This window comes from Phormidesmis sp. 146-33 (assembly GCF_052939515.1).
Map to the genome: position 1 here is coordinate 19,747 of NZ_JBJPHU010000043.1, position 21,359 is coordinate 41,105.

Annotated in this window: 25 protein-coding genes and 1 tRNA gene; 13 read left to right on the top strand and 13 right to left on the bottom strand. The window is 47.3% G+C overall.

The window, feature by feature from the left end:
- Nucleotides 1–55: 55 nt before the first annotated feature.
- The 5 genes from ACJ2PR_RS17850 (at nt 56) to ACJ2PR_RS17870 (ending at nt 2,807) form a co-directional block, all read left to right on the top strand.
- Nucleotides 56–193 carry a hypothetical protein gene (locus tag ACJ2PR_RS17850; RefSeq protein ID WP_446877996.1) on the top strand — a complete coding sequence of 46 codons (138 nt, stop codon included), beginning with the start codon at nt 56–58 and terminating at the stop codon, nt 191–193.
- Nucleotides 194–444: 251 nt separating this feature from the next.
- Nucleotides 445–891 carry a hypothetical protein gene (locus ACJ2PR_RS17855; protein ID WP_446877997.1) on the top strand — a complete coding sequence of 149 codons (447 nt, stop codon included), beginning with the start codon at nt 445–447 and terminating at the stop codon, nt 889–891.
- A 497-nt stretch (nt 892–1,388) separates the two neighbouring features.
- Nucleotides 1,389–1,646, top strand: coding sequence for a hypothetical protein (locus ACJ2PR_RS17860; RefSeq protein ID WP_446877998.1), 258 nt, complete (start codon nt 1,389–1,391; stop codon nt 1,644–1,646).
- On the top strand, nt 1,646–2,179 hold the full coding sequence (locus ACJ2PR_RS17865) for a hypothetical protein (RefSeq protein ID WP_446877999.1): 534 nt from the start codon (nt 1,646–1,648) through the stop codon (nt 2,177–2,179). Before ACJ2PR_RS17860 ends, ACJ2PR_RS17865 begins: the two co-directional genes overlap by 1 nt.
- A 37-nt stretch (nt 2,180–2,216) precedes the next feature.
- Nucleotides 2,217–2,807: a hypothetical protein gene (locus tag ACJ2PR_RS17870; protein ID WP_446878000.1), complete on the top strand. Its 591-nt coding sequence runs from the start codon at nt 2,217–2,219 to the stop codon at nt 2,805–2,807.
- Nucleotides 2,808–3,031: 224 nt separating this feature from the next.
- On the opposite strand, the gene ACJ2PR_RS17875 is transcribed toward ACJ2PR_RS17870, so the two are convergent.
- Nucleotides 3,032–3,104 (bottom strand) — tRNA-Phe (locus ACJ2PR_RS17875).
- A gap of 284 nt (nt 3,105–3,388) precedes the next feature.
- Between ACJ2PR_RS17875 and ACJ2PR_RS17880 the strand changes: the two genes are divergently transcribed.
- A complete protein-coding gene (locus ACJ2PR_RS17880; protein ID WP_446878001.1) occupies nt 3,389–4,345 on the top strand; it encodes a vitamin K epoxide reductase family protein in 957 nt (318 codons plus the stop codon).
- Nucleotides 4,346–4,727: 382 nt separating this feature from the next.
- Here ACJ2PR_RS17880 and rnhA read toward each other — a convergent pair whose 3' ends face one another.
- Nucleotides 4,728–5,504: a ribonuclease HI gene (gene rnhA, locus ACJ2PR_RS17885; protein ID WP_446878002.1), complete on the bottom strand. Its 777-nt coding sequence runs from the start codon at nt 5,502–5,504 to the stop codon at nt 4,728–4,730.
- A 175-nt stretch (nt 5,505–5,679) separates the two neighbouring features.
- Between rnhA and crtH the strand changes: the two genes are divergently transcribed.
- Complete coding sequence (gene crtH, locus ACJ2PR_RS17890; RefSeq protein ID WP_446878003.1) at nt 5,680–7,212, top strand: carotenoid isomerase; 1,533 nt, start codon at nt 5,680–5,682, stop codon at nt 7,210–7,212.
- A gap of 612 nt (nt 7,213–7,824) precedes the next feature.
- Nucleotides 7,825–8,133: a Mo-dependent nitrogenase C-terminal domain-containing protein gene (locus tag ACJ2PR_RS17895; RefSeq protein WP_446867985.1), complete on the top strand. Its 309-nt coding sequence runs from the start codon at nt 7,825–7,827 to the stop codon at nt 8,131–8,133.
- Between the two features lie 58 nt (nt 8,134–8,191).
- On the opposite strand, the gene cobW is transcribed toward ACJ2PR_RS17895, so the two are convergent.
- Nucleotides 8,192–9,274 (bottom strand): cobalamin biosynthesis protein CobW, encoded by a 1,083-nt coding sequence (gene cobW / locus ACJ2PR_RS17900; RefSeq protein ID WP_446867984.1) that lies wholly within the window; start codon nt 9,272–9,274, stop codon nt 8,192–8,194.
- Nucleotides 9,275–9,387: 113 nt separating this feature from the next.
- Nucleotides 9,388–10,104, bottom strand: coding sequence for a biliverdin-producing heme oxygenase (locus ACJ2PR_RS17905; protein WP_446878004.1), 717 nt, complete (start codon nt 10,102–10,104; stop codon nt 9,388–9,390).
- A gap of 660 nt (nt 10,105–10,764) precedes the next feature.
- Here ACJ2PR_RS17905 and ACJ2PR_RS17910 point away from each other — a divergent pair.
- Both ACJ2PR_RS17910 and ACJ2PR_RS17915 read left to right on the top strand, forming a co-directional pair.
- Nucleotides 10,765–11,616: an SPFH domain-containing protein gene (locus ACJ2PR_RS17910; RefSeq protein ID WP_446878005.1), complete on the top strand. Its 852-nt coding sequence runs from the start codon at nt 10,765–10,767 to the stop codon at nt 11,614–11,616.
- Between the two features lie 126 nt (nt 11,617–11,742).
- Nucleotides 11,743–12,108, top strand: a complete 366-nt coding sequence (locus ACJ2PR_RS17915; protein ID WP_446860493.1) for a DUF4870 domain-containing protein — start codon at nt 11,743–11,745, stop codon at nt 12,106–12,108.
- A gap of 198 nt (nt 12,109–12,306) precedes the next feature.
- Here ACJ2PR_RS17915 and ACJ2PR_RS17920 read toward each other — a convergent pair whose 3' ends face one another.
- Nucleotides 12,307–12,993, bottom strand: a complete 687-nt coding sequence (locus tag ACJ2PR_RS17920; protein ID WP_446860494.1) for a manganese catalase family protein — start codon at nt 12,991–12,993, stop codon at nt 12,307–12,309.
- Between the two features lie 351 nt (nt 12,994–13,344).
- On the opposite strand from ACJ2PR_RS17920, the gene ACJ2PR_RS17925 reads away from it, so the two are divergent.
- Nucleotides 13,345–13,926, top strand: coding sequence for an Npun_F5749 family FMN-dependent PPOX-type flavoprotein (locus tag ACJ2PR_RS17925; RefSeq protein WP_446867980.1), 582 nt, complete (start codon nt 13,345–13,347; stop codon nt 13,924–13,926).
- 57 nt (nt 13,927–13,983) lie between these two features.
- Here the strand turns inward: ACJ2PR_RS17925 and ACJ2PR_RS17930 are convergent, their stop codons facing one another.
- From ACJ2PR_RS17930 to ACJ2PR_RS17955, 6 genes are all read right to left on the bottom strand, one after another.
- A complete protein-coding gene (locus ACJ2PR_RS17930; RefSeq protein ID WP_446878006.1) occupies nt 13,984–14,712 on the bottom strand; it encodes a molybdopterin-dependent oxidoreductase in 729 nt (242 codons plus the stop codon).
- A gap of 4 nt (nt 14,713–14,716) precedes the next feature.
- Nucleotides 14,717–15,316, bottom strand: coding sequence for a cytochrome b/b6 domain-containing protein (locus ACJ2PR_RS17935; protein ID WP_446860497.1), 600 nt, complete (start codon nt 15,314–15,316; stop codon nt 14,717–14,719).
- 188 nt (nt 15,317–15,504) lie between these two features.
- Nucleotides 15,505–16,182 (bottom strand): cytochrome c biogenesis CcdA family protein, encoded by a 678-nt coding sequence (locus ACJ2PR_RS17940; protein WP_446878007.1) that lies wholly within the window; start codon nt 16,180–16,182, stop codon nt 15,505–15,507.
- Nucleotides 16,183–16,253: 71 nt separating this feature from the next.
- On the bottom strand, nt 16,254–16,844 hold the full coding sequence (locus ACJ2PR_RS17945; protein ID WP_446878008.1) for a redoxin domain-containing protein: 591 nt from the start codon (nt 16,842–16,844) through the stop codon (nt 16,254–16,256).
- Nucleotides 16,845–16,945: 101 nt separating this feature from the next.
- Entirely contained in the window at nt 16,946–17,275 is a 330-nt protein-coding gene (locus tag ACJ2PR_RS17950) for a hypothetical protein (RefSeq protein WP_446860500.1), read from the bottom strand.
- 51 nt (nt 17,276–17,326) lie between these two features.
- Nucleotides 17,327–17,467, bottom strand: coding sequence for a hypothetical protein (locus ACJ2PR_RS17955; RefSeq protein ID WP_446878009.1), 141 nt, complete (start codon nt 17,465–17,467; stop codon nt 17,327–17,329).
- A 199-nt stretch (nt 17,468–17,666) separates the two neighbouring features.
- Between ACJ2PR_RS17955 and ACJ2PR_RS17960 the strand changes: the two genes are divergently transcribed.
- Nucleotides 17,667–18,260 carry a hypothetical protein gene (locus ACJ2PR_RS17960; RefSeq protein ID WP_446860501.1) on the top strand — a complete coding sequence of 198 codons (594 nt, stop codon included), beginning with the start codon at nt 17,667–17,669 and terminating at the stop codon, nt 18,258–18,260.
- A 266-nt stretch (nt 18,261–18,526) separates the two neighbouring features.
- Here the strand turns inward: ACJ2PR_RS17960 and ACJ2PR_RS17965 are convergent, their stop codons facing one another.
- Entirely contained in the window at nt 18,527–19,453 is a 927-nt protein-coding gene (locus ACJ2PR_RS17965) for an alpha/beta fold hydrolase (RefSeq protein WP_446878010.1), read from the bottom strand.
- Nucleotides 19,454–19,575: 122 nt separating this feature from the next.
- Nucleotides 19,576–19,731 carry a DUF6887 family protein gene (locus tag ACJ2PR_RS17970; RefSeq protein ID WP_446878011.1) on the bottom strand — a complete coding sequence of 52 codons (156 nt, stop codon included), beginning with the start codon at nt 19,729–19,731 and terminating at the stop codon, nt 19,576–19,578.
- Between the two features lie 498 nt (nt 19,732–20,229).
- Here ACJ2PR_RS17970 and ACJ2PR_RS17975 point away from each other — a divergent pair, with 498 nt between their 5' ends.
- On the top strand, nt 20,230–21,240 hold the full coding sequence (locus tag ACJ2PR_RS17975) for a hypothetical protein (protein ID WP_446878012.1): 1,011 nt from the start codon (nt 20,230–20,232) through the stop codon (nt 21,238–21,240).
- Nucleotides 21,241–21,359: the final 119 nt, after the last annotated feature.

Here is a 21,359-nt window from a genome sequence, read left to right on the forward strand (position 1 = left end):
AGTGAATCTGACCCGCTATCAACAACTGCAATCAAAACAATTCAGAGGGAAATCTATGAAGCGCAAAAAGATTGAAGGCGACCAACTACCGATCGATGAACTGCTGCCAGAAGCACCCGCGATCGACTACAAGCCAGTCAAGAAAGTACTCAACAAACAACCGCTATATAGGGTGAAGAAAAGTAGAGGTTAGCAACACAAAAGCTGTCAAGCAATACGACAATCAAAAAGCACTCCCTGTTTGAAATGTAGAGTGTCTTTTGTGCGTCAGGAGCTTCACCCCCACAGAAGACTGCCTGCGGTTTTCCCGCACAAGCCTCTTTTTTTTTTGAGTTTGAGCGATCGTAAAGCCAGTATGCAGCGAACCTAAAGCCTTAATAAATCGTTCTGGCAGTAGTCACTCAGTTAGGTAGATGAGAAAAACACCTTAATAAAGGAAGAAAGATGGCTCACATCGTCGTGTTGGGCGGAGAGATTTTAACTGGTAAATGGAATACCAGTTATCTATTCATGGATACATTTCCTGAACTGACGATCATGGATGGCTCTAAGTTCAAAAAGCTAGACCTGAACACTATCAAAGCAGCCGATCTTGTTGACCAGGAAGAAATCAAAAGCATTGCGTCTGCCGCGGGCTGGGGGTTAGCCGCTGGGCTTGTCGCTGGCGTTTTGACAGGTGGATTAGGTTTGATTGTCGGAGGGGTAGCAGGAGCGATTGCTAAAGGTCAGAAAACCGAGGTCACTTTTAGCTGCGAACTGGAAGATGGACGTAAGTTTCTTGCTGCTACCGATCCACAGACCTGGAAGAAAATCATGGGCATACTCATAACTCCAGTGGAGAAGCGCGTTCAAAGGAAGGCTTTACCAACAGAGAAGCTTGAGAGTATTTAGTTTTTATCAGAAAATAGCGCTAGACCGCCCTCAACATCCGCAACGGGGGTTCTTTACACAACCCCTCTATTTCCTTGTAGTACCCGATGTAGTGAATCTATAATCGGTTGGACTAGTCAAGAAATCGCGCAAAACTGGCACATTCTGTGCGGGGCAAGGGTTCTAGCGGTTGCACTCTTTGAATTTTTGCCATGTGAGCAATTAACCAAAACTCTGAAAGCATTGCTGTATATAGATCTTATTGTCGGTCAAAATAGTCTTGGACTACCACTGGACTAAAAAGACCGTTTTTGAGTCTGCGGCTGCTCTACATTTTGACTTGCTGTGTGCCAGTTGAGAAGTTCACGAATATCCCGAAACCATGATCGGTTAGTACCTAAACATTTCATACACGAACTAAAATGTAGGCAAGTCATTTTCTTTGAGTCGGCACTTCTTGAATGGGGTGCTTTTTTACTGGGTAGAATTAAGACAGTTTCAACTCAAAATGTTTGACTATGGACTTCAAAACAATGTCGATCGCCCAACTGAAAGAGATGCGAGTGTCGATTGAGGCTGAGTTAGCTGAGAGAGTTAATTCATCGAAAGAGAAAACTCATGCTCAGAACATGGCGATCGCTGAATCACTGATAGGAAAAATCTATCAGCCAGGGCCGCAAACCCAGCAGACGATCGCGGCAAAATCTGAAGCGGAGATTCAAGTGAGAGCAGAGCAGTTGATGAGATCGGCTTCTAATCAACGGGTGATTATCTAGTGAGAAAGAAGAGAACACCCGATCAAGTCAGGCGCGATCGGGAGACGATCGCAAAGCTTTATTTGCAGAGAAAAACTCAGGCTCAAATCGCTGAAATCATCAGCAAGCAATACGATTTTGATGTTTCTCAGCAGCAGATTTCCTACGATTTAGGCGAAATCAGAAAGGACTGGAAGTTAGCCTCGATCGCGGCGATCGACCATGCAAAAGTTGAAGCCCTGCAAGAACTTAACTTGATGATCGCTGAGACGTGGACTGCATGGGAGGAATCGAAAAACAGCAGAAAGGTGATCTTTCGGAAGTCAGGAGAGATTGCAACTCGCATCGAAACTCAAGTCGGCAACCCTGCATACATGAACTTGCTAGGCGTTCAATGGGATCGCAAATGCAAGATTTTGGGTATCGAGGCTGAGTCCAAGTATGAGGATATTAACCTGGCGATCACTGCCGTTATCCGTGCAGGTTTCGTTGTTCAGAATCCAACGATCGACGTGCAGTTTCAGCCCACAATACCCGCGCTCGACCGAAATTAAGGTACAAACACTCATCTACAAACATTATCAAAAGAAAATGACATCTGAAGCACTGCCAACTGAGACAGAAATAGACCTCGATCAACTTGATTGTAGGGACTTTGCCGCGCTCGATCGCGAGACTTTAGAAAAGATTGCAGCCGCTCTCAACCAGAAACAGGATGCCATCAAGGAGCAAAACCGCGATCGTCTGACAGAGATTAAGCGCCTTCAGTTTGAGGTTGAAAGCGATGGTCAAGAGTTGCCAAAAATCAATGCGATCGCGCTGGCTGCTAAGTCAAGAATCGAAAAGCTTGAAATCGAATCGAATCTGATTGAGGACGTTAAACTTTTGCGTCCGATCTCCGATCGCATTAACCAACAATCCCGCGCCCTTTACGATTTGTTGGCAGAGTATTTGACCGAGGTCGATCGCATTCAAAAACTTCAGAAAACCGTTGATTTCAAGGCAGAGTTCTTGCTGAGGGTCGAACCCGGCGATCTGCCAGTTGTTGAGCATCGTGAAGGCTCAAACAAATTTGAGCTTAAAACGGTTGATGCCGCCAGCTATCAAAGACAGAATCGCGCGAGCGCTTTCCGAGATGACGATTTTGGTTTTGCCGATCATCGATACATTGCCAAAAATTGAGCCTCAGCTTGCTAACGACTTGCTTCAGTGTAACTGGCTGTCATTGACACAAAGAAAGCCAGTACTGTGTGTGAGACTTGCCATATAAAGAATCTGGCTTATAGTATAAGCGTTCTCACACACAGCCATGCGGCAGCTATGGGTATGTCCCTGCTTTGAAATATTTAGTTTTCGGCTTTGGGGGAAGAATCGGGGAAGTGATTGCTTCCAACTCCCAAAACCAATGCCAGGAACGAGACTTGAACTCGTGACACGAGGATTTTCAGTCCTCTGCTCTACCAACTGAGCTATCCCGGCGAATTGGGGTGCTTGATTCAGCGCTTAACTAAGATAGCAAAGTTAGCAACACTTTGCAAGCTAATTTTTGAAGTTGCAGGGTTGAGAACGCAAATCAGTTGCTTTACCAGGGTTGAACTTGGACGACTCTGACCATTTTGATCTAAGCTGGGGGCGATCGCTCTTAACCTTTTTACCGACCTCAACCTTTTTAATGTGGATTTGATCGGTCAAAATAAAAGGAGTGACTTTATCGTCGTCACCGATGCCTTGCTAACAGTCGAGCTACTCCTGTTCAAAACATTATGATTCGCAGACGTTCTACACCTTGGATTCATCGCTGGTCGCGTCCGATCATTGGTGCGATCGCCACGTTGGGAGCCATCACCACAGGCTACATCACTGCGACCAAGCTATTTGGCGGAGAGGTAGCTTGTCCGGCGGGTGGCTGTGACTTAGTGCTTTCTAGCCCGTACGCCACCGTATTTGGGCTGCCGCTTGCCTTATTTGGGTTTCTTGCTTACGCGAGTGTGGCAGTGCTGTCTCTGGTGCCATTAGCTGTGAGTGCGGAAAATAATAAATCGCTGCGAACTAGTCTAGACAATTGGACGTGGCTGCTGCTGTTTGCAATCTCAACGGCCATGCTGCTGTTTAGCGGCTATCTGATGTACATCATGGCCTTTGAGCTAAAGACGATTTGCTATTACTGTATCGCCTCTGCCCTTTTTGCGACGGCGCTGTTTGTATTGACGCTGGTGGGGCGATCGTGGCAAGACATTGGTCAGCTATTCATGATTGGCATTGTGGTAGGGATGGTGACTTTGGTCGGGACGCTGGCCGTCTACTCGGCTCCGACAGCTAAGGCTGGCGAGTATACGATCGGGCCTGCCAACGGTCAGACGTTCTTTACCGTCAAAGACACGTCAGGCGAAGCAGAAATCAAACTCGCTCAACATCTCAAAAATATCAACGCCAAGATGTATAGCGCTTACTGGTGTCCTCACTGCTACGAGCAAAAGAAATTATTTGGAGCCGAAGCGCTTCAGTACTTGCCCTCGATTGAGTGTGCCGAAGACGGCAAAAATCCTCAAGCAAACCTGTGTCGAGAGATTGCGCCCAAGGTTGAAAAAGAGACAGGTCGCGGCTTTGGCTTCCCCACGTGGGAGATCAACGGCAAGTTTTACGCTGGACAGCAGCCCTTAGAAGAACTTGCAAAAGTCTCAGGATACGACGGCCCCCGCAACTTCAAAAACAGCTTCTAATAATCTCAAAAATTCCGTCTCTACACAACTTCGAGGCTTTAGCAGGAGACTTCTGGCAAAGAAGTGGCCAATCTTGGAGAGCCAACTAAATCCCCTAACTCTAAGAACTTTGACTTTCAGAATCATCATTAGAGGCAGATGGGTAAATTTACGGCGTGGCTGATTGGAGGGATGAATCTGTGAGAAGTGTCCATCTTTTCGCCCTAAATCCCCAAAATTGGGGGACTTTGAACATCGCCAATTTACAAAACGAGGGATGCAAACATTGACAAATCAATTGAACCAACCTTTTATCCCTCATCCCTCATCCTTCATCCTTCCTCGCAAAGCAGATTACCCCCAAAGGGGGAACAGATCATCGAAGTCCTCCCTCGTCCCTCCCTCAATCAACCCGCTCTAGCTGCCAGAGAATCTGATTTCCTTCGCGGCGAACCCGTGACACCACCCAATTGCGCCAAACCCAGTTATCGCCTCGACTGGTGACCGCACTGGCATTGACATCCATCAAATCCGCCAACTCCGAACTGGTGATCAGATAGGCACGGCTGGCGATTTCGTCGGCGATGTGCAGGGTTTCAACCAGTCCTCGCAGTTGTTCGACTCGGATCTCGCGGGGCAACTCTTCTGAGGAGTCGATCGCAGTCGTAGATGTGTCCGTCATAGCAACCTCAGAATCGGGTGTTGGGTCGTTGAGGGTCTTTAGAGCAGGCGTTTGTTTGAGTGAGAAGGCACGGGCGATCGCATCACACCGTTCGTTGCCAACATCGCCTGTGTGTCCGCGCACATACCGCCATTCAACCTGGTTTGAGTTGAGTTCGTCTAGAATTTCCCACAAATCTTGATTGAGAACGGCTTTGCCTGCGGCGGTTTTCCAGCCTTTTTGCTTCCAGCCTCTGATCCATTTGGTGATGCCATTTTTGACATATTCACTGTCGGTGTAGAGGGCGATCGCGTCCTGCTGATCAGCGTCTGCCAAAAATTTGAGGGCCGCTACGGCTGCTTGCATCTCCATTCGATTGTTGGTGGTTTGCGGTTCTGATCCTCCCATTTCATGAATGGAACCATCTGCAAAATAGACCACCGTTCCCCAGCCGCCAGGGCCAGGATTTCCAGAACAAGCTCCGTCTGTGTAGATCGATCGAATTGCACGCAAGCCCATAAACCGTCTGTTGAGAACTGATCTAGAGTACCGCATCCGCTAGTTACATCCGAGGGACACCCTAGAAAAAATCGCCCAGTTCTCAGACCCATCAGCCCCAACGCTTGAACCCTCGCAAACGACACGCCGCATCAACTCCGATACACTGGAAGACGTGGCTTTTACTTCTGAACTCATGGCTTCTGTTTCTCGCTCATCTTCAGGATCGACTTCTTCCACAATTTACGACGCGATCGTCATTGGCTCTGGAATTGGGGGACTGGTGACAGCCACTCAATTGGCAGCGAAAGGGGCCAGCGTTTTGGTGTTGGAGCGGTACTTGATCCCCGGAGGAAGCGCTGGCTATTTTGAGCGATCGGGCTATCGGTTTGATGTCGGTGCATCGATGATTTTTGGGTTTGGCGATCGTGGCACCACCAACTTGTTAACTCGTGCGCTCAAAGCGGTGGACATGTCGATCGAGACGGTGCCTGATCCGGTTCAGATTCACTACCATTTGCCCAACGGGTTAGCGCTAAAAGTCCACAAAGACTATGAGAAATATATTCGTGAGTTGAGCGATCGGTTTCCCCACGAAGAAAAGGGAATTCGCCAGTTTTATGATGAGTGCTGGAAGGTATTTAACTGTTTGAATGTGATGGATCTGCTCTCTCTAGAAGAGTTGGGCTATCTGACGCGAGTCTTTTTTCAGCATCCGCTGGCTTGTTTGGGGTTGGCTAAATATTTGCCTCAAAATGTGGGCGACCTGGCACGACGGTTTATTCATGACCCTGAACTGCTGAAGTTTATCGACATGGATTGCTACATCTGGTCAGTCGTCCCGGCAGACAAAACGCCGATGATCAATGCGGGAATGGTGTTTAGCGATCGTCACTATGGCGGCATCAATTATCCCAAGGGCGGGGTCGGACAAATCGCCCAAAAGTTAGTCGAAGGGCTAGAAAAGGCGGGCGGTCACATTCAGTACAAAGCCAACGTAACGGAAATTTTGACCGAAAACGGACGAGCGACAGGCGTAAAGCTTGCCACAGGAGAGGTCTATCAAGCCAAACGGATTATCTCAAACGCGACTCGCTGGGATACGTTTGATAAGCTACTGCCTGAGAGCCACAAGCCCAAGTCTGAGAAAAAATGGCAGCAGCGATATCAACAATCACCCAGTTTCTTGAGTCTGCATTTGGGCGTGAAGGCTGAAGCGCTCCCCATTGGAACCGAGTGTCACCACATTTTGCTCGAAGATTGGGACAATATGGAAGCCGAACAGGGAACGATTTTTGTCTCGATTCCGACGCTGCTTGATCCCAGTCTTGCCCCCGACGGCTATCACATCATTCACGCCTTTACGCCTAGCTGGATGAGCTACTGGCAAAATCTGTCGCCCAGCGAGTACGAGCAAAAAAAAGAAGCGGCGGCCGGTCGCGTCATCGATCGCTTAGAAACCCTCTTCCCCACGCTCAACCAACACCTCGACTACGAGGAAATCGGCACGCCCCGCACGCATCGCCGCTATCTGGGACGGGCAAACGGTACTTATGGCCCCATTCCCTCCCGCAAACTTCCTGGACTGTTGGGAATGCCCTTTAATCGGACGGCGATCGCTCACCTTTACTGTGTCGGAGATAGTACCTTTCCGGGTCAAGGGCTAAATGCGGTGGCGTTTTCGGGGTTTGCCTGTGCCCATCGGGTGGCGGTTGATTTGGGACTGTGAGCGATCGGTTAAAAGGTCTGGGCTGACTGACAACATCGCGGCTACGTCCCGATTTCCTGAAATGAGCGGTGTATCCTCTAGAGGACGCTGCTTGAGGTGCGCTCTGCTGGAGCAGATATCTCTCTGAAATTGCTCTCCTTGAAATGTTGTTCCATCCTCAGCAAAAGAGTTTAATAAAGCTGAGTTTGGTAATAAAAACTACAAATCCAATCTCTTACAAACACAAGCTATCCTACTTATATCTAAAGGCTAATATCGCAGGAGATAGTTTTATTAACTCCCAACGAAAAACTACCCTTTTAGATACTGTGTGGTTTTGTTAACAGAGCTTTAAATAGGATTAAAGCTGGAATTTAACCAGTTATATCCACAGCCTATCTCATTGATGAAGTAGGTCGGAGTCCTTATCAGAGGCGAGTTTCTGCTGTTCATCTGCAACAGATTCACCGAAAATTAATCAAAAACTCAGCGAATCGATTCTTAGCTTTACGGAAATCTTAGTCGCTGTTTGTATCTTGATAGTGAAAGAACAAATTGATTCATTGGTTCCCTACAAATTCAGCAAATCTCAGCCAAAAAGATTGATTCTCATCGACAACCAAGGTGGCTTTTATGTCTCACTCAGAAATGACTTTTGATATCGGTTTCCAATCCCTTCGCCCACCTCAACCTCGCTTTAGTTTTCTCAATCCCATTCGTCAAAAACTAGACGCGATCGACATCCGCGATCGTAAGCTGGCTCACCTGATCTGCAAATTGATCCCCGCCCAGTGTCCGTTTGAGCGCGACATCACGCTGTTTGGCAAAACCGTCGCCCACATTCCGCCCATGTGTAAGCTCAATCCGCTCTATGACCAGTTTGTGGGACTGCGGTTTCGATCGCTCTGCTACTTAGTCGATGAATGTGGAGAAGCAATCTAGCGCAGAAAAAGAAGAAATTTTGCCCCGATCGCTTCGCCTTAAGAGCATTCAATTGGATCTACACGAGCGCTACAAGTTTGGATTCGATCTCTTGAGGACTCAGATCCCGTCCGATAAAAACTAGGCGAGTTTGGCGAGGTTCTTCCGGTTGCCAGGGGCGATCGTAAAACTGCTCAAACCGTGATCCCACTCCCTGCAAGACCATTCTCATCGCTTTGTTGGGAACCGCCACAAATCCCTTAATTCGATAGATTTCCTGCTCTTGCACCAGACTTTCTAGTTTTGCTCTCAGCCGGGTTGGATCAAACGATCGATCCAAAATAATGTGAGTCGAGCCAATCTCATCATCGTGATCATGCTCTTCTTCAAAGTCGTGGTGACTGGGACGCGCAGCCAAATCATCCTCAACCGCAGCATTAAATCCCAACAACAAATTGGGATCTAGCTGACTTTCTACCCCTGAAGCGCTGCGGCCATTGGCAACAATTTTTACGGCTCTGGGCAATTCTTTTTGGACTAGCGCTTTCACCTCAGCCTGAGTTGCGTCGTCCACCAAATCAGTCTTATTGAGAATCACCAGATCAGCGCAGGCGAGTTGGTCTTCAAAGAGTTCTTGCAGAGGGGTTTCGTGGTCGAGGTTGGGGTCGGCTTGGCGCTGGGCGGCGATCGCCTGCAAATCACTGGCCAGGGTTCCCGAAGAAACTGCCTCACAATCGACAATAGTAATCACACCATCGACCGTGGCCGCCGTGCGAATTTCATGCCAGCGGAAGGCTTTGATTAGAGGTTTTGGTAGCGCCAATCCAGAAGTTTCGATCAAGATGCAATCCAGACTGTCTCGACGTTTGAGTAGCTCTAGCATCGTCGGCAGAAATTCTTCTTGAACAGTGCAGCAGAGACAGCCATTCGTCAGTTCAACAATGTTAGAAGAAATGTTAGAAGGGCTAGGTTCCGATAACTCATCTTCGGGGCAAACCTCGCAAGATCTCAGCAAATCGCCATCAATGCCCAACTCACCGAACTCATTCACCAAAACTGCAATGCGCCGACCTTGATTATTTTGCAGCAGATTGCGAATCAGCGTCGTTTTGCCACTTCCCAAAAAGCCTGTAATCACCGTAACCGGAATCTTCGCCGCCATCTTGTCTCCTTTCAAACTACGAATCCTGAAAGCTTGATAGTTTTGTCCACCAAGCCTCCAGGATTCAAAATAACGCGGATTGTTCGTTCAGGTTGTCAGTTTAGAGGACTTGACTACTCAGCCGTTGCCAACTCGGTGCTGCCACGATTGCGCTTACGAGTCAGCAGATTGAATAGTTGAACCCCGATCGCCTTGATCAGATTCCCTTCAAGCTCCTGGAACATTTTCATATTTAGCCCAAATGCGTCATTGGCTTCTTCGACGATGCGATCGTCTGTTGCTTCATCAACGGGGACTTCATCCAACTGCTGGCGATACATCTTTTTGAAGGCTCGCTCGTCTGGAATTTGGGAAAACGAGTAAAAAGCCAATCCGTCTTCGTCAGACAAGTTCATTGCATTTTGAGCAATCTTTCTGAGAATTTGTCCGCCAGAGAGGTCGCCCATGTAGCGGGTGTAGAGATGTGCGATCAACAGTTCGGGTTGGGTAGCGGCGATGTCTTGAATGCGCTTGACATAAGGCTTTGTAGCTTCAGAGGGTGCGACTTCTGACTTCCAATTGGGGCCAAAGTAGTAGGCGAGATCTTGTTCGAGACTGGCTTTGCGGTCTAGCTCTGGGAAGTACAGCTTGCCGAGAACGGGATGGTCTTGATGCTGGTGCATCGCTTCTTCCATCGCTGAGTAGACAAAGTAAAGATTTGCAACCAGTTTGCGGTAAGAATTCTTCTCAACAGTGCCCTTCAAAAAGCACGAGATGAATCCGGTGTTCTCTGCCATTGTGTGCGCTTTCTTGGTGCCCTCGCGGAGTTTCGTTGCTAAATTACTGCTCATTCTAAACTTCCCAACGCTAAATAAGTTTGCTGGCGTGTCAAGCCTCAAAGGTTAAAAAACCGCATCCTTTGTTACGTTAGTCTGATTTGATGAGCGTTTTTATTACAAATTCTTACGCTAATTCCGATAAGACGGCGTGAGACTGCCCTGCTGCCTAGACTTTCAGCCGATTGTGGTCTGATGAGAGACGATCGCGATTCTGAATTTTTCTGAACCTCTGGAAGCAGCTTGATCTGATGTCCGTTTGAGAAAGAGTTTTCGCTGCGTTATTGGGTTCTTCTGCCCCCAAGCTGCCAATTCTGGGGGACTTAAGACCAGATTTGCGGTTTAGAGTCTCTGACAAGTGGACGATTTAAGGGGCAACCATAGCAATCCTAAATGAGTTATGAACAGATTTTTGTCGCTTCGTTCTAGTCCGCTTCGCCCCCTAAATCCTCCAGTCTGGGGGACTTTGAAACTGGGGAATGGGTCTTGAAATCTAAGAAGTCTCTCGGCTCAAAGTCCCCCAACTTTGGGGGATTGAGGGGGCACGATCAAGTCTGCATTTCACGAGTGATTTGGGATTGCTATACAAAACGCTGTTGACTCGTGACTTTTTACCTACCAGTCCATTGCGATCGCCGTGTTAGAACAGAGCTATCACTATTAACAAAAACGATTATGGGAAGCCTATTGACTGCCTTTTTGGGCGCTCTATTAATTTTGTCGCTCAACGGACTGAAGATCGATCGAGAATATCAGCGCGGCGTAATTTTTCGACTGGGGAGAACCAAAGGCGTTTTGGGGCCAGGAATGTATTGGATCATTCCCTTTGTTGATCAAAAAGTTCAAATTGATATTCGGACTAAAACGGTCAACATTGAGCCACAAGAAACCGTTACGGCTGATAGCGTGACGATTCGCGTGAATGCTGTCCTTTATTACCGAATTATTGACCCTTCAAAAGCCATTAATCGAGTCGAAAATTACGAAGTCGCCGTTTATCAAGTGGCACTCACGACGTTGCGAAATGTTGTCGGACAAAACATTCTGGATGATGTGCTGCAAAACCGCGACAAAATTAACGTCAAAGTGCAAGAAATCGTTGATGAAATCACAGAACCCTGGGGCATTGTGATCGAGCGAGTCGAAACCAAAGATGTCGAAATTCCGCCGACCATGCAGCGAGCGATGGCCAAAGAAGCCGAAGCCATTCGAGAAAAGCGGGCCCGCATCATTAAAGCCGATGCCGAACAGGAAGCCTCCGCAAAATTAGCCGAAGCGGCTCAAATGATCAATGCCAATCCGGTCGCTTTAGAGTTACGTCGATTACAAATGCTGACCGAAGTTGGCGCAGAAAATAACACCACGACGATCGTAATGGTGCCCTCCGATTTCGTCAGTCTAGCGCAGCGATTTTCTCAACCTGTGCAAAACAATTCTGCTAACGGCTTCACCGCACAACCCTTTAATCCAGAAGTTATCCTCACCCCTAAGACGCATCAAGAGACTGATCGTTCGACAGATTCTTGAGAAAATTAAACCTAACTGAAGAGAAATGTTTTACGAGTAGGAGAGTACGGTAAACTCCACTACTGACTACCAAACGGGAAACGGTACGATCAGACTACGAACCCCATCAAAACAGGAGACTCAAGAATGCAGGGAACCTACGATTCGGACAAGCGCAAGCTGTTATCTTGCCTGTCTCACGGAGCAATCTTTTTTAGCACGACCATCTTATCGATCGGGGTGCCGATCGTGATTACCCTAATTTCTGATGATCCTGTCGTCAAAGCCAACGCCAAAGAATCGATTAACTTTCACTTTAATGTCTGGTTTTGGGCAGTGGTGTTAGGAATCGTTGTTTTCTTGCCGTCCCTGATTACCTTTGGGCTATTTGGAGCGATCGTTTTTGGGATTGGGTTTGCTCTCCATTGGGGGCTGACCGCTTGGGCGCTGCTTCACTGTTTTGGTAAGCCTGACGAGCCATTCCGCTATCCGTTTATCTTCCGTTTGGTCTAGAAGTTTTGAAGATAGTAGACTTCTTGCACAAATCATAGATGCTCTCCGAAAGCTCCTGCGAAGCTAACATCAATCTCCAGCTATTCTGACGTTAAAAGACAACCTGATTTTTTAGAAATAATGGGTAATGGACGATCGCAGGTTCCACTACCCATTTTTTTGTGGTTATTCTGTCAGCAAACCTTGCTGGAATTATCGTTAGCTCTGTTTAACAGGGTCGGCGATGTAGCGAAAAGTTGGCTCTGAGTTCCAGGGGCCGCGTTCATCTTCTTTGCCGTTAGAAGAGAGATTGTAGTAGATATCAACCGTCTCATCGGGAGCAACATTGCCAAACATGGGATCGGTCAACTTGCCCAAAGAATCCAGCGCTTTCATAAACATCTGAGTGTGAGAAATTTCACGAGTCAGGAGATGTACCAGCGTTTTTTTGGTGCCTTCATCAGGAGCTAATTTGATCAAGTCTTCATACATTTGTCGGGCCCCCGCTTCGGCTGCAATATTACAACGCAAATCGCGCACAACATCGCCGCCTTCATTCAGATAGTTTGCCGTCCAAGCGTTGCCCTGACTGTCTAAAAAGTGCGGCCCCATTCCTCTGACTGCAAATAAAGTGCTTTTGTAAGCGTCTGTTTGATCGACATTTTTGGTGTGTCCTTCGATCAGTTTGCCGACCATTTCTAGGTGTCCAAATTCTTCGATCGCAATGTCTTGAAGCATGTCTTTAATTCCAGCATTCTCGACGTGAAAAGACTGCACCCAGTATTGCAGCGCCGCAGAAAGCTCACCCGTTGCCCCCCCAAATTGCTCTAGCAAAAGTTGAGCAAACCGAGGATTGGCTTCATCAATATTAACTGTATGAATCGTTTCTTTTTTGTGAAAGAACATAATAGATAGATCTCCTACTTTTGTGAATGGTTGACTCTTAACTTTTCTCGTGGAGTCAACTGGCCCTACAATACTAGACGAGACAGTTATTTTGAACTTGCACCCTGCGAGAGAGTTTCAAATCCTCCATTCTCAAAGATTTCTATCTCGATATCAGCCCTCAAGGAGGTGTTAAGTCTGTACAAATGATCTTCATCTAAAGATTCAATAATTTGTTGTGATTAACTCTGAGGGTCGTCATCAAAAAATCTCTTTCATTCTGTCTACCTAGCCCTTAAAATATCAATCATGAACAGCGACTAGCAGACGTAAATACGCCGATCGTTTTCCGCCCTCTTTTCTCCTTCCTTCATGCCCCTTGCTCCCTGGCGATCGCCCCTCTCCCGCGCTCTACACCGCAACCGTTCTCTCGTTTATGCCCGTTATTTACAACTGGCGACGGTGCGATCGGACAACAAACCCGCAAATCGCACGGTTGTCTTTCGAGGCTTTTTTGATGACGAGACGAACCAATTGAAGTTTGTCGTCGATGCTCGCAGTGAAAAGGCGGGTCAGATTGACCAAAATTCTTGGGCAGAAGCTTGCTGGTACTTTCCCAACACCCGTGAACAGTTTCGTCTATTAGGGACGCTGACCTTGGTACGAGAAAATGGTGAAGATCCTTCCCTACAGAGCGCCCGTCAAATCGCCTGGCAAACACTCTCAGACAGTGCGCGGATTCAATTTGCCTGGGCCCATCCGGGTAAACCGAGGGCTGATGCGATCGAGTTTTCTCCGCCACCTCCCGACCCAGTGGAACCCTTACCCCATTTTTGTCTACTGCTACTCAAAGCAACTCAAGTCGATCATTTAGAACTGCGAGGCGATCCTCAAAATCGTAGACAGTACGTTCTGAGCGACGGCACCTGGGCGATTCAAGAAATCAACCCTTGATCGCGGAAAATGATCGCGGAAAAACTTTGTCGAATTTGCGTTAATTTAGCGACCTTCTCACAGTCCGCCAAACCATTCATAACCCTGATCTTCCCAGTAGCCTTTGTTGGGTAACAGACGATCGACCAGCGTGATCTCCGTTACCCATTTACTTTGTTTGTAGCCGAGTTTAATCGGAGACGCTAACCGTAAAGGTGCGCCATTTTCGGGGGATAGGGGCTGTCCATTTTTTTGATAAGCCATCAAGGTTTGAGGATGCAGCGTCGAAGTCAAGTCCCAACTTTCTGAATAGCCGTCAGCCGATTTGAAATAGACATACTTTGCCCCATTTTTGGGCTGTGCCAGCATCAACAAATCGCGCAACCGCACGCCGCCCCACTGGACGATCGCCGCCCACCCTTCTACACACACATGCTGAATCACCATCGACGTAAGCGGCATTTTCTCTAGATCTGCGAGGCTCAGTCGTAGGGGATTGTTGACTTGACCCGTGATCGATAATCGAAACTGAGCACGCTCCTTGCTGTCTTTGATCGCGAGTTGTGGCGTTCCATTAAAGGAGTTGATCAGGAGTTTGTCTGGCTCAATGGCAGCAACATCAAATTCGGGGACAGGCTCTTGTGACAGGAGCAGCGTTTCAATGCTTTGATTTAACGGCTCCGATAGTTGTCCCACTGTTTCAGACAATAGACTTGATCCACAGCCCGTTAATAACAATCCGGCTCCAGAAAGTCCTGACTGTAGCAATTGGCGACGTGAAAAGCGTTTTGGCAGAATGAGATTCATATGGCTATAGAAACATAGATTTGATCAGGCGAATTGTTCCCACTTTCAGCGCCAGCAATATGTGAGTGATTGTGAAGAGGATCACGATCGGCACCGTCATAAAGTGAATTGTACGAAGCGTTTGCCAATTGATAAATAAACTAGAAAGCCAATGCAACTGAGCAGGTTTGTACATCGCTAAACCACTGGCGATCGCTAACACTAAAATTGGAATAATCGCCGTGTAAGCTAGTCGGTGCCACGCATAGGTTTTACGCTTCTGATTTTGACTAACGCGCACAGCTTTGACATCGCCACCACTCGCAAATCGATGTTGCCAGCGACGAGTCACAAGGATATAAATTCCATACAGCAACAGGCTTAGTGAATAAATCCACATGATTGCAAAGTGCCAATCTCTTCCCCCGGCCAGCCATCCGCCCAGCGTCACAACCTCTGGAAAGCGCCAGCCGCCTCGCCCGCCAAACACTGGATTTGCGTTGTAGATTTGCAGCCCACTAACAATCATTAAAATGAGACTAAGCAGATTAACCCAATGAAAAGTCTTCGCCAGGATTGCTTGACTGGGAGGCTTTGGTTGACGTTTGGGGGTTGAATTTGTCATGAGTTGCAGGGGTGGCAATGGGTTGAAGTTTTTCGCTGCATTGTTGAAATTTTCTGCCTCCCAAGCTGCCAATTCTGAGGGACTTTTAGACAGAATTTTTAGTTCACAGTCCTCAATTGAAGGGGATTTAGGAGACGTTTTGGAAGGGACAACCGCAGTGCAGTAGTACGGCGAATTTACATCTAGCCTCACAGTTGTAAGGGTGGAAAGAGGGGGGCTAACCAGAGTTGAATTTGAATGTCCCAACCGAGCAGAATCGCGATCGCTGTTCCTACAATTATTAGTCCTCCGATTCGCTGTAGCGTTGAACTGTACGATCGCAAGTTTAATAACCGCTGGCTAAAAAATCGTCCTCCGTAAGCGATCGCCAAGAGCGGCAAAGCAGCCCCCACGCCATAAACTAATAACAATCCAAAGGCGCTAATCACTTGATGATGCACAGCCGCCAGGATTAAAATTGCGCCTAAAGTCGGCCCAGCGCAGGGTGTCCACAAGAGTCCTAGCTGTGTTCCTAACCAAAATTCTCCCCAGAGTCCGACTCGCTTAGAGGGCTGCAATCGACCCGCGGGCAAGTAGCTAAATAAGCGGTAACTCCAGGTTGGAAACATTGCCAGTGTGCCTAAGATCAGCAGCAACCCGATCGCTCCAAATCGCAGCCAATTCGCCAATTCTGTCACCCAGCTTGCTGTCAGCCCAATCACACTCCCCGCAACCGCAAACCCGCTCACCAATCCGACCACCAGCGCCACCGGGCCCAGACGATGTGACTGAAGCGACTGCCCCACCAAAATCGGCAAAATCGGCAGCACACAGGGCGATAAAACAGTCAGAATGCCAGCCAACAGCGACAGCGAGATAGAAAGCATGGTAGGGAGTCTTAGGATAGTAATCCTGAATTATTTATGAAAATCTTTAAAGGACGGCTATAGATGAGCAATCAAGCCTCTTTCAGCAGTTGTTGAATGAGTCGTTCTGTCTGGTCGTACGCGCCCTCACCAATGTGGTCATAGCGAATCAGACCTTGACGATCGCCGAGAAACAAATGCGGCCAATATTCATTCTCGTAGGCATTCCAGGTTTTAAAGTCGTTGTCGATCGCAATCAGATAATTGATTTTGTGTTTCTCAAGCGCTTGCTTAACGTTATCTACTTTGCGTTCAAAGGCAAACTCTGGCGTGTGAATGCCGATGATCTTTAAGCCTTGAGCTTCGTATTTCTGATGCCATTGCACGATCAAGGGAAGCGTCCGCTGACAATTAATACACGCAAATGTCCAAAACTGAATCAGAACAACGTTGCCCTTGAGATTAGCGATCGACACCGCAGACGAGTTTAACCACTGAGCAATGCCCTGAAATTCTGGCAGCGATCGACCAGAGTCAGGGAGTGTGATCGAGGGTTTAGGGCTGATTTGAGGAAGGGCGATTGGTTCATTCCGACTTCGGGATGAGAGTCCCAGTGCGGCTCCCGAAAGACCAAGCCCCAGATACAAAAGGAGTTGTCGCCTTTGCCGCAAAAGTTTGTTCATCGTCTTATGGCTCAAATGGAAACAGAAGCGTGACCCAGGGGAGCGGTCAAAACTACACAAATCTGAGCGTTGATCCTCCCCCTTTTTGGCGCTACACATCACTAGGGTTTGCTTTTCGTATCTTTCATCGCGTCGCCATCTTTCTTCATGGCATCGTCTTTTTTCATTGCGTCCCCTTGTTGCATGGCATCGCCTTTTTTCATCGCGTCCCCTTGTTTCATCGCATCGTCTTTCTTCATCGCGTCGCCGTCTTTCTTCATGGCATCACCCTGTTTCATTGCGTCTCCTTGTTTCATCGCATCACCCTGTTTCATAGAATCTGCGGCTGGGGAGACACTGGGAGCCGCTTGATTGGTGCTGGGAGTAGGCGTAGAGCAAGCTACCAAACTGACAGTTAGAGCGCCGATGACAAAAATCACGTTCCACTTCATGGTCTTATTTCCTTGAGTAATGGGATACGACCGACTCTTGCCGTCGCTTGATTACAGATTGCTGCAAGACAATGAGGTCAGACTGATACCATCCTGAGAAAAAGCTGAGAATTCTAAATCTGCTGAAATCAACTTGCTGAAATCGCTTTGTAAGAAGGCGGCGATCGTGGACAAGCTGCGTAAAGAGAGCATGATTCGTCACCCTAAAAGATTTCATCTAGAAAAGGAACTTTGACTCTGATTCCTGCTTCTTAGAGTTACAAGCTTGATTTAGAGTGCGTCGATCGCATGATGACCGCTAGTTTTCAATTCATTGCGATCGGGTTCTCTACGGGGTAAGATACCCAAGTGTCGAGTTGTCCCACTTCTGAAAATACGTAAAAGGTCATTCATGGTACCTTCTGGAACTGTTCTCCGCCGCCTCGTCCCAACGCTGATGTCTCTATCGGTTTTGGCAAGCCTGACTTTGATCAGACCCGCTGGTGCCCAGACTCCCGCACCTTCTGCTCCGCCCGCCCAGCCCGACGATCTGCGTCCCCTTGCTCAAAATGACAGCATTCTCAGCCTTCAGGGTGGACAACGCTTGATGGAGGATGCCACCAAAGCGGTTAATGGCCAAAACTATCCCCTGGCGCTCAAAAAGCTACAAGAAGCCCGTCAGGTTTACAATCAGTTGTCAAATTTTTATCAAGAATTAGCCAGCAGCTTTTCAGGAATCGATAATCGAGTCGCAGACAGCCAGCGCAAAAAGGCGTTAGAAACGGCTCAGATGCGTGATCAGGCGACCTATCAGTTGGCGTTGGTGCATCGCGCCCAAAATCAGCCCGAATTGGCCGTTCCGCTACTGGTGCAAATCATCCGAAGTCAGCAGCCAACGAGAGATTTGGGCAAAAAGGCTTACCAACAGCTTTTAGAAATTGGCTTTGTCGATTCGCCGTTTCCGCGCAGCGCTGAGGGTGGGTCTGCTCCGGCTGCCAATCGTTAAGCCGCGCAGAGTCATTGATTTTCTAGATGGGCATTCCCAACGTAGCGGGGTGTCCATTTTGCGCTTTAAAGTAACGTGAATTCGATGAAATCTTTCGCTACGGTGATTAATCCGGGCAGCCCCCCAAATTCCCCACCCGTGAGTGACTTTGAACCAGAAATCCGAATTTAAGAGTCCCCCAGAATTGGCAGCTTGGGGGTTAGAAGACCCCAACACCGCAGTGAGCCACCTTCATCGGATTCACATGGGTTTAGAGATTTCATTCATCAGTCTGAATAGTCTCTTGAAGGACGCTTGGCCCTCGTCTGAAACTTTTGTAACCACTTTGACAACAGAGCCGTCACGACTCCTGGCTGTTCTAAATGAGGCAAAATTCCGGTTTCTGGCACTACTTGAAAGTCCTGGATCACGTCTGGGTTGAGAGCAGCTAATCGACGGCCCAGCGTCACATTCGTAAATTGGGCCTCCGCGCCCCAGAGCAGTGCAGTCGGGACAGCCAACTGAGGAATGTAGAGAGACAAGTCAAAATATAAATCGCCGCGCAAAAACGCTAGAGCAGAATACTCAGCGTTAGGCTGTTGAGCAGATTCGAGATAGGCGGCGACGGTCTCATTGGTGAGCCGATCGCGATCCACAAACAAAAACTGCTCTAAAAAGTTGCGGACGGCGACTTCGTTCATGGCTCCGATCGTATAGATCAACTTGTCCAATAAAGGCGTGCCAATGATCGATAAAGGAAGTCTACGACCCGCATCTTGACCAAAATCGGCAAATCCAGACGGACAGACGAGAAACAGCGATCGCAGCAAGTCTGGTTTTTGAACGGCAAGCCGAATGGCGATCGCTCCCGTCAGCGAAGAGGCAATAACGGTCACAGGTTCTTGGGCGATTTGGGGAATCAACTCCGCGATCGTGGTGATGTAATCGTCGATCTGATAGCTGCGTTCGGGATGGGACGATCGTCCCCAACCAATCAAATCAGGGGCAATCACTTGATGGCTCTGAGCAAATGCCGCATACACCTTCGACCATTCATAAGCCGACGACCCGCCGCCAAAATTGTGTAAAAACACCAAAGTCGGACGCGACTCGACAATCGTCCAGGGTTCGCTCAGGGGAGTGTAGTAAGCGATCGTGCCCAACGAGGTCTCAAGATGCTTTTGCCCAAAGCCTGGAGGCTGAAACTTAGCCATTTCGCATTCCTTATGGTTAAGAGCAGATTACACCAGATTTGGCGATCGCGGCTGTTTGCACAATTTGTTGGGTGAAATGCATTACCGCCCTAAATTTTTGCGAATTGCCTGCTGCATAATTTTCAGATTTTCTGAAGTGTTGGGGTAGAGATACTGGACTCTTTGACCCTGGGCTTTGAGTTGATCGACGAGGGATGAAAAGCCGCCGTATCAGTCTGATTGCTGAGAACGTATGCACGCAGGTTCTCAAGGGGCATGGTTTCAAAGGTCGGATTCATTCTGAAAACTTCCAGTTCCCATCAGGTTAAATTTCAATCGTGAGTAAATCACGATTGAAATTGTTAACTTTTGTTGTGCTCATCGATTCTCAAGACTGATTTACGTTTGCCACAGCTAATATTCTAGCTGACTATGCAAGGACGAAGTGGAGGGGGGCTTATTCCATCGACTTTTCTTTCCCAGCAATTCTCATTATGGAGATTTTGGCAATACAAGCGTTCTATTTCACCCAAATCGTCTCGCTGAAACACTGATTCTATCGTTCAACAATTTGGTCAAAACACACGTTCAGACTGCTGATAATAGTACAAATGCTTCGAAATAAGAATTGCTGTTTCTTTCCTCACAATCACGACTTCGCAAAACTTTTGTGCTAGTTCGTTCTCATCTACTATGATGAGCGCCGCTTACAATCAAGTGAGTAATGATAAAGCTGCATTATTTACCTGGAACTACACCCACCATTTATAATTCTAGAGGAGTTGTTTACAAGAGAGATGAAGTCCAAAGTAGTTTATCTAAGTTTGCTCTGGCTAGTTGCTTTAATTGTCTCCAGCAGAGCATCTGGCTCTGACGTGTTAATCAGATTAAGAGAACTACCATCCAACAGTCCTATTGATGCGAAAGTAACCGTAGAAAAAGCAGGACTTTCTAAAGTAGCAAACCGTAGAAATATTGGTGAGTACTATTTGAGTGATTTCTTAAAAAGAGAAGAAGTAGAAACATACGAACTTAAGATTTTACCCAAGGATTCACTATACAGTTCCCGTTCTATTCCCTTAAGAAATGCAGAAAAGATAAAAGAAATTCGTCAATTCTACTTAATTAGTAGAAATCGATTCGGCTCCGAAAGCATAGATAAGTACTTGCTTGATGGGCTGCGCTATTTCGACCGCGCTGATTTTGACGCTGCCCTCACCTACTATGAAGCTCTTTTTTCTAAAAAAGATACAAATGAGCTTAGCGACGAGCAGAGACTAAAACTGTACTATAACTATGGGAGAGCTTTATATAAGACTTGTATTGATAAAAAATATGAGTACAACAATTGTGAGCGGGCCATCAACATATATCAAGAACTAATTAACTTGCAGGAGCGTAACAAGGAAAGCTCCAAGAAATTGAGAATTGACAAGATTGAATTAACCAGTAACATAAATGAACTAAGAAAGAAAGGATTTATTCTGAAATATGAAAAAATATCTAAGCTCTTCGGTGAAGCAAAATATACAGAATCTGCAAATTTATCAGTATCAGCCTTGAAGGATAGATCTAGCTTTCCTGTGTTACTTGACAGTTTAGGTCTGACCGAGGATCAACTCTTTAAAAATGCAGGTGTTTCCTTTCAAAAGGCATATGAGGAAGCCGCGAGTCGAGGGGCCAGTCAGGATAGATTGATAGATTTGCTAAAGTCTGCATTAAGTTACTTAAATAGAATTAGCGTTAAAGACGCAGACACAAGAAGAAACATTGAGTTCATTATGTTCAAACTAAGGATCGCGAATTAAATAACTTCTTAGGTCGGGTTGAAGCATGAAACCCAACACCTCAGCAATTGTTGGGTTTCGCAAAGCTTTACCCAACCTACAAAATTCCATGTTATTTAGTTCCCGTTCCTAAGTAGTTT

What these genes read in the sequence shown, in the direction of transcription:
- ACJ2PR_RS17960 (WP_446860501.1), top strand. Translation starts at nt 17,667, where the DNA reads ATGGTACCTTCTGGAACTGTTCTCCGCCGCCTCGTCCCAACGCTGATG.
- ACJ2PR_RS17860 (WP_446877998.1), top strand. Translation starts at nt 1,389, where the DNA reads ATGGACTTCAAAACAATGTCGATCGCCCAACTGAAAGAGATGCGAGTG.
- ACJ2PR_RS17925 (WP_446867980.1), top strand. Translation starts at nt 13,345, where the DNA reads ATGCCCCTTGCTCCCTGGCGATCGCCCCTCTCCCGCGCTCTACACCGC.
- ACJ2PR_RS17920 (WP_446860494.1), bottom strand. Translation starts at nt 12,993, where the DNA reads ATGTTCTTTCACAAAAAAGAAACGATTCATACAGTTAATATTGATGAA.
- ACJ2PR_RS17940 (WP_446878007.1), bottom strand. Translation starts at nt 16,182, where the DNA reads ATGCTTTCTATCTCGCTGTCGCTGTTGGCTGGCATTCTGACTGTTTTA.
- ACJ2PR_RS17930 (WP_446878006.1), bottom strand. Translation starts at nt 14,712, where the DNA reads ATGAATCTCATTCTGCCAAAACGCTTTTCACGTCGCCAATTGCTACAG.
- ACJ2PR_RS17895 (WP_446867985.1), top strand. Translation starts at nt 7,825, where the DNA reads ATGTCTCACTCAGAAATGACTTTTGATATCGGTTTCCAATCCCTTCGC.
- rnhA (WP_446878002.1), bottom strand. Translation starts at nt 5,504, where the DNA reads ATGGGCTTGCGTGCAATTCGATCGATCTACACAGACGGAGCTTGTTCT.
- cobW (WP_446867984.1), bottom strand. Translation starts at nt 9,274, where the DNA reads ATGGCGGCGAAGATTCCGGTTACGGTGATTACAGGCTTTTTGGGAAGT.
- ACJ2PR_RS17975 (WP_446878012.1), top strand. Translation starts at nt 20,230, where the DNA reads ATGAAGTCCAAAGTAGTTTATCTAAGTTTGCTCTGGCTAGTTGCTTTA.
- ACJ2PR_RS17905 (WP_446878004.1), bottom strand. Translation starts at nt 10,104, where the DNA reads ATGAGCAGTAATTTAGCAACGAAACTCCGCGAGGGCACCAAGAAAGCG.
- ACJ2PR_RS17880 (WP_446878001.1), top strand. Translation starts at nt 3,389, where the DNA reads ATGATTCGCAGACGTTCTACACCTTGGATTCATCGCTGGTCGCGTCCG.
- ACJ2PR_RS17965 (WP_446878010.1), bottom strand. Translation starts at nt 19,453, where the DNA reads ATGGCTAAGTTTCAGCCTCCAGGCTTTGGGCAAAAGCATCTTGAGACC.
- ACJ2PR_RS17915 (WP_446860493.1), top strand. Translation starts at nt 11,743, where the DNA reads ATGCAGGGAACCTACGATTCGGACAAGCGCAAGCTGTTATCTTGCCTG.
- ACJ2PR_RS17855 (WP_446877997.1), top strand. Translation starts at nt 445, where the DNA reads ATGGCTCACATCGTCGTGTTGGGCGGAGAGATTTTAACTGGTAAATGG.
- ACJ2PR_RS17910 (WP_446878005.1), top strand. Translation starts at nt 10,765, where the DNA reads ATGGGAAGCCTATTGACTGCCTTTTTGGGCGCTCTATTAATTTTGTCG.
- ACJ2PR_RS17970 (WP_446878011.1), bottom strand. Translation starts at nt 19,731, where the DNA reads ATGAATCCGACCTTTGAAACCATGCCCCTTGAGAACCTGCGTGCATAC.
- ACJ2PR_RS17935 (WP_446860497.1), bottom strand. Translation starts at nt 15,316, where the DNA reads ATGACAAATTCAACCCCCAAACGTCAACCAAAGCCTCCCAGTCAAGCA.
- ACJ2PR_RS17955 (WP_446878009.1), bottom strand. Translation starts at nt 17,467, where the DNA reads ATGCTCTCTTTACGCAGCTTGTCCACGATCGCCGCCTTCTTACAAAGC.
- ACJ2PR_RS17945 (WP_446878008.1), bottom strand. Translation starts at nt 16,844, where the DNA reads ATGAACAAACTTTTGCGGCAAAGGCGACAACTCCTTTTGTATCTGGGG.
- ACJ2PR_RS17870 (WP_446878000.1), top strand. Translation starts at nt 2,217, where the DNA reads ATGACATCTGAAGCACTGCCAACTGAGACAGAAATAGACCTCGATCAA.
- ACJ2PR_RS17850 (WP_446877996.1), top strand. Translation starts at nt 56, where the DNA reads ATGAAGCGCAAAAAGATTGAAGGCGACCAACTACCGATCGATGAACTG.
- crtH (WP_446878003.1), top strand. Translation starts at nt 5,680, where the DNA reads ATGGCTTCTGTTTCTCGCTCATCTTCAGGATCGACTTCTTCCACAATT.
- ACJ2PR_RS17950 (WP_446860500.1), bottom strand. Translation starts at nt 17,275, where the DNA reads ATGAAGTGGAACGTGATTTTTGTCATCGGCGCTCTAACTGTCAGTTTG.